Below are 2,452 nucleotides of genomic sequence, written 5' to 3'. Positions count from 1 at the left end.
TTTTCTGACCCGCGCGGGTAGCATCCCAATTCAAGTGGGTACAATGCCCACTTGGCCCCGACCCGCGCAGCCGCGCGGATGATATCCCCGAACCGAACCTGCCAGAGTGACATGACAGAGCGCCGGGTCGTCCGGCGCTCCTCATGCATTCGAGGCATGCGGACATGCGGGTCAATTTCAAGCCGTCTCTGGACTTCTCGCTTGGATGGGAAGGCGGATACGCCAACCACCCCAACGACCCCGGCGGGCACACGTATCGCGGTGTCACGCTAACTACTCTGCGTCGCTATGAGCCCGGCGCCACGGTGGCCGACCTGAAGCGGCTCTCGCCCGCGATGATCGAGCGGATCTATCGCGACGGCTATTGGGACAAGGCGGGATGCGACACGCTCGCCCCCGGTGTCGACGGCGCCGTCTTCGACTATGCCGTCAATTCCGGGCCATCAGCCGCGCGCAAGAGCCTGATGGCGGTGATCGGCGGGCCGCACCATGAGACGGTCAAGGCGCTCTGCAAGCGCCGGCTGTCGATCTACCAGACGTTCAAGCACTGGAAGACCTTCGGCAAAGGGTGGACCCGGCGCGTGACGGCTGGTGAAGCCTTGTGGGTGAGCTGGGCGCTCGCGGCGTCGATGGATGCGCCCCATGTCGAAAGCGGCCTTGCCGACGAGAGCGCCAAGGCGGGCAAGACCGCCAAGGCCCAGGGCAACGGCGGCGTTGCCACTGCGGTTTCCGGCGGCGGCACCGGCGGTGGCGGCAAGGTCCTGGTCGACCAGGGAGACGCGCTCGCCGGGTGGCTTGTGGCCGGTGGTGCGGTGGCCCTGATCGCCGTCGCCGCCCTGCTGCTCTGGCGCGCGCACATCAATCGCAGCCGCGAGCGCGCCTATGCATTCGAGGCGCGCCGGATCGCGGAGGGCACGGCATGAGCATGATCGTATCGCTGATCGCTGGGGTGGCTACCAAGCTCGGCGCGGATCTGGTCGGCCGCGTGCTCGGCCAGCGCTTCGGCGAGGCCGGCGGGCAGTTGGCCCAGGTGATCGTGGGCGAGGTCGCCGGCGCCCTCGGCGTCGAGGTCGAGACGTTGCCTACCGTGCCCGAGGAGCGGCTGGAGCGCGCGGTGGCCGATGTCGAGGCGCGCATGCCGGAGATCCTCGCCCTGTGGTCGCGCGGCCTCGACGGGCAGTTCGCGCTGCTCGCCGCCGAACAGGCGCAGGGCGTTTGGCCCTCTGCCTGGCGCTGGGGCTGGATGTATCTGCTCGGCTTCCTGTGGACCGTCCGCCTCCTGGTCGTTCCGGTCGTCGACGCGATTGCCGGCGCCGACATCGCGGCGGGCATGGACATGGGCGTCCTGATGACGCTCACGAGCTGGTTCCTGGCGCTCTACATGGGCGGCCACACGCTCAAGGAGTTGGGCTCGCGCGGCGTCGAAGCCATCCGGCTGATGCGGCGATGAATATCGGCGAGCGCGAGATCGAGCTCGCCGAGCAGCGGGTGGCGCAGGAGCGGGAAGCGGCCATTGCCCGCGCCCGTGCGGCACTCTCCGGAAAGGGATCGGACGCTTGCCGTGTATGCGGCGATCCGACCCCCGCCGAGCGGCGGGCGGCGCTGCCATCCGCCACCACCTGCATTGACTGTGCCAGCAACGGGGCCAGCAACGGGGCGAGCGAGGGGCGATGATCGACGACATCCGAAACTGGTCCGGGCCGCTCGCCTCGCTGCTGGCGATCGCCAGCCTGATCTACACGTGGATCACGGCGCGCTCGAAGATCAACGAACAGCGGCTCGGCGGACATGAGCGGAAGCTGACCGATCATGACCGGCGGGTGCAGAAGCTGGAAAACGAAGTCTCGCATCTGCCGCGAAAAGACGACGTGCATGAGCTGCGTGTGTCCCTGGCCGAGGTCAAGGGCAGCGTCGGCCGCGTCGAGGAAAGCATCGCCGGCACGGATCGCACCGTGCGGCGGATCGAGCAATTCCTGCTGAGGGAGCCGAGCAAATGAGCTATGGCGACTTTCTCGCCGAAAAGGGGCGCCTGAGCATTCTTCAGGCGCTCGGGGCGGAGTTCAACGGGCACTTGCGCGACGACTTGCTCCAGAAGGCGGTGGACGTCCGCCTTGTGGCGCGCTCCATCGACTGGATTCGCACCCAGCTCACCGTCTTGCATGAGCTCGGCGCGGTGACCTTGGAGCGCGATGGCAGCCGGATGATCGCCGGCATCACGTCGACCGGCCGCGACCATATCGAGCGCCGCCGGCCGCTGGCCGGTGTGGCCTGGCCCGAGGATGAGGGCTGAGCCGATGTCCACCGATACGGGCGAGGATGACGACTGCCGCCGGCGCGGGCGCGGCCGGCTGTCGAGCATGGAAATGCTCCCCGAGGAAGCCGACGCGGATCTCGCCTGGGTGAATACCGAGCTGCGCGACGGCAAGCGGCCTCAAACCATCATCCTCGCCGA

At 68.1% G+C, this 2,452-nt stretch carries 5 protein-coding genes; all 5 read left to right on the top strand.

Going from position 1 to position 2,452, the window contains the following annotated elements; all coding sequences use genetic code 11:
* The first annotated feature begins 164 nt into the window (after window positions 1-164).
* Genes TSB10P1A_RS22750 through TSB10P1A_RS22730 form a run of 5 tightly spaced genes read left to right on the top strand, consistent with a single transcriptional unit; the run spans window position 165 to window position 2,290 of the window.
* Entirely contained in the window at window positions 165-923 is a 759-nt protein-coding gene (locus TSB10P1A_RS22750; protein WP_186390257.1) for a glycoside hydrolase family 108 protein, read from the top strand.
* A complete protein-coding gene (locus tag TSB10P1A_RS22745; RefSeq protein ID WP_186390256.1) occupies window positions 920-1,450 on the top strand; it encodes a hypothetical protein in 531 nt (176 codons plus the stop codon). The genes TSB10P1A_RS22750 and TSB10P1A_RS22745 overlap by 4 nt, the downstream gene beginning before the upstream one ends.
* Complete coding sequence (locus TSB10P1A_RS22740; protein WP_186390255.1) at window positions 1,447-1,674, top strand: TraR/DksA C4-type zinc finger protein; 228 nt, start codon at window positions 1,447-1,449, stop codon at window positions 1,672-1,674. Before TSB10P1A_RS22745 ends, TSB10P1A_RS22740 begins: the two co-directional genes overlap by 4 nt.
* Window positions 1,671-1,997: a DUF2730 family protein gene (locus TSB10P1A_RS22735; protein ID WP_186390254.1), complete on the top strand. Its 327-nt coding sequence runs from the start codon at window positions 1,671-1,673 to the stop codon at window positions 1,995-1,997. The genes TSB10P1A_RS22740 and TSB10P1A_RS22735 overlap by 4 nt, the downstream gene beginning before the upstream one ends.
* Entirely contained in the window at window positions 1,994-2,290 is a 297-nt protein-coding gene (locus tag TSB10P1A_RS22730; protein ID WP_186390253.1) for a hypothetical protein, read from the top strand. The genes TSB10P1A_RS22735 and TSB10P1A_RS22730 overlap by 4 nt, the downstream gene beginning before the upstream one ends.
* Window positions 2,291-2,452 lie beyond the last annotated feature (162 nt).

Source organism: Stappia sp. TSB10P1A (assembly GCF_900185725.1).
Classification (GTDB): Bacteria; Pseudomonadota; Alphaproteobacteria; order Rhizobiales; family Stappiaceae; genus Stappia.
The sequence above is the reverse complement of the archived record's forward strand: the minus strand, read 5'-3'. Positions and strand labels throughout refer to the sequence as shown.

What these genes read in the sequence shown, in the direction of transcription:
- TSB10P1A_RS22750 (WP_186390257.1), top strand. Translation starts at nt 165, where the DNA reads ATGCGGGTCAATTTCAAGCCGTCTCTGGACTTCTCGCTTGGATGGGAA.
- TSB10P1A_RS22740 (WP_186390255.1), top strand. Translation starts at nt 1,447, where the DNA reads ATGAATATCGGCGAGCGCGAGATCGAGCTCGCCGAGCAGCGGGTGGCG.
- TSB10P1A_RS22730 (WP_186390253.1), top strand. Translation starts at nt 1,994, where the DNA reads ATGAGCTATGGCGACTTTCTCGCCGAAAAGGGGCGCCTGAGCATTCTT.
- TSB10P1A_RS22745 (WP_186390256.1), top strand. Translation starts at nt 920, where the DNA reads ATGAGCATGATCGTATCGCTGATCGCTGGGGTGGCTACCAAGCTCGGC.
- TSB10P1A_RS22735 (WP_186390254.1), top strand. Translation starts at nt 1,671, where the DNA reads ATGATCGACGACATCCGAAACTGGTCCGGGCCGCTCGCCTCGCTGCTG.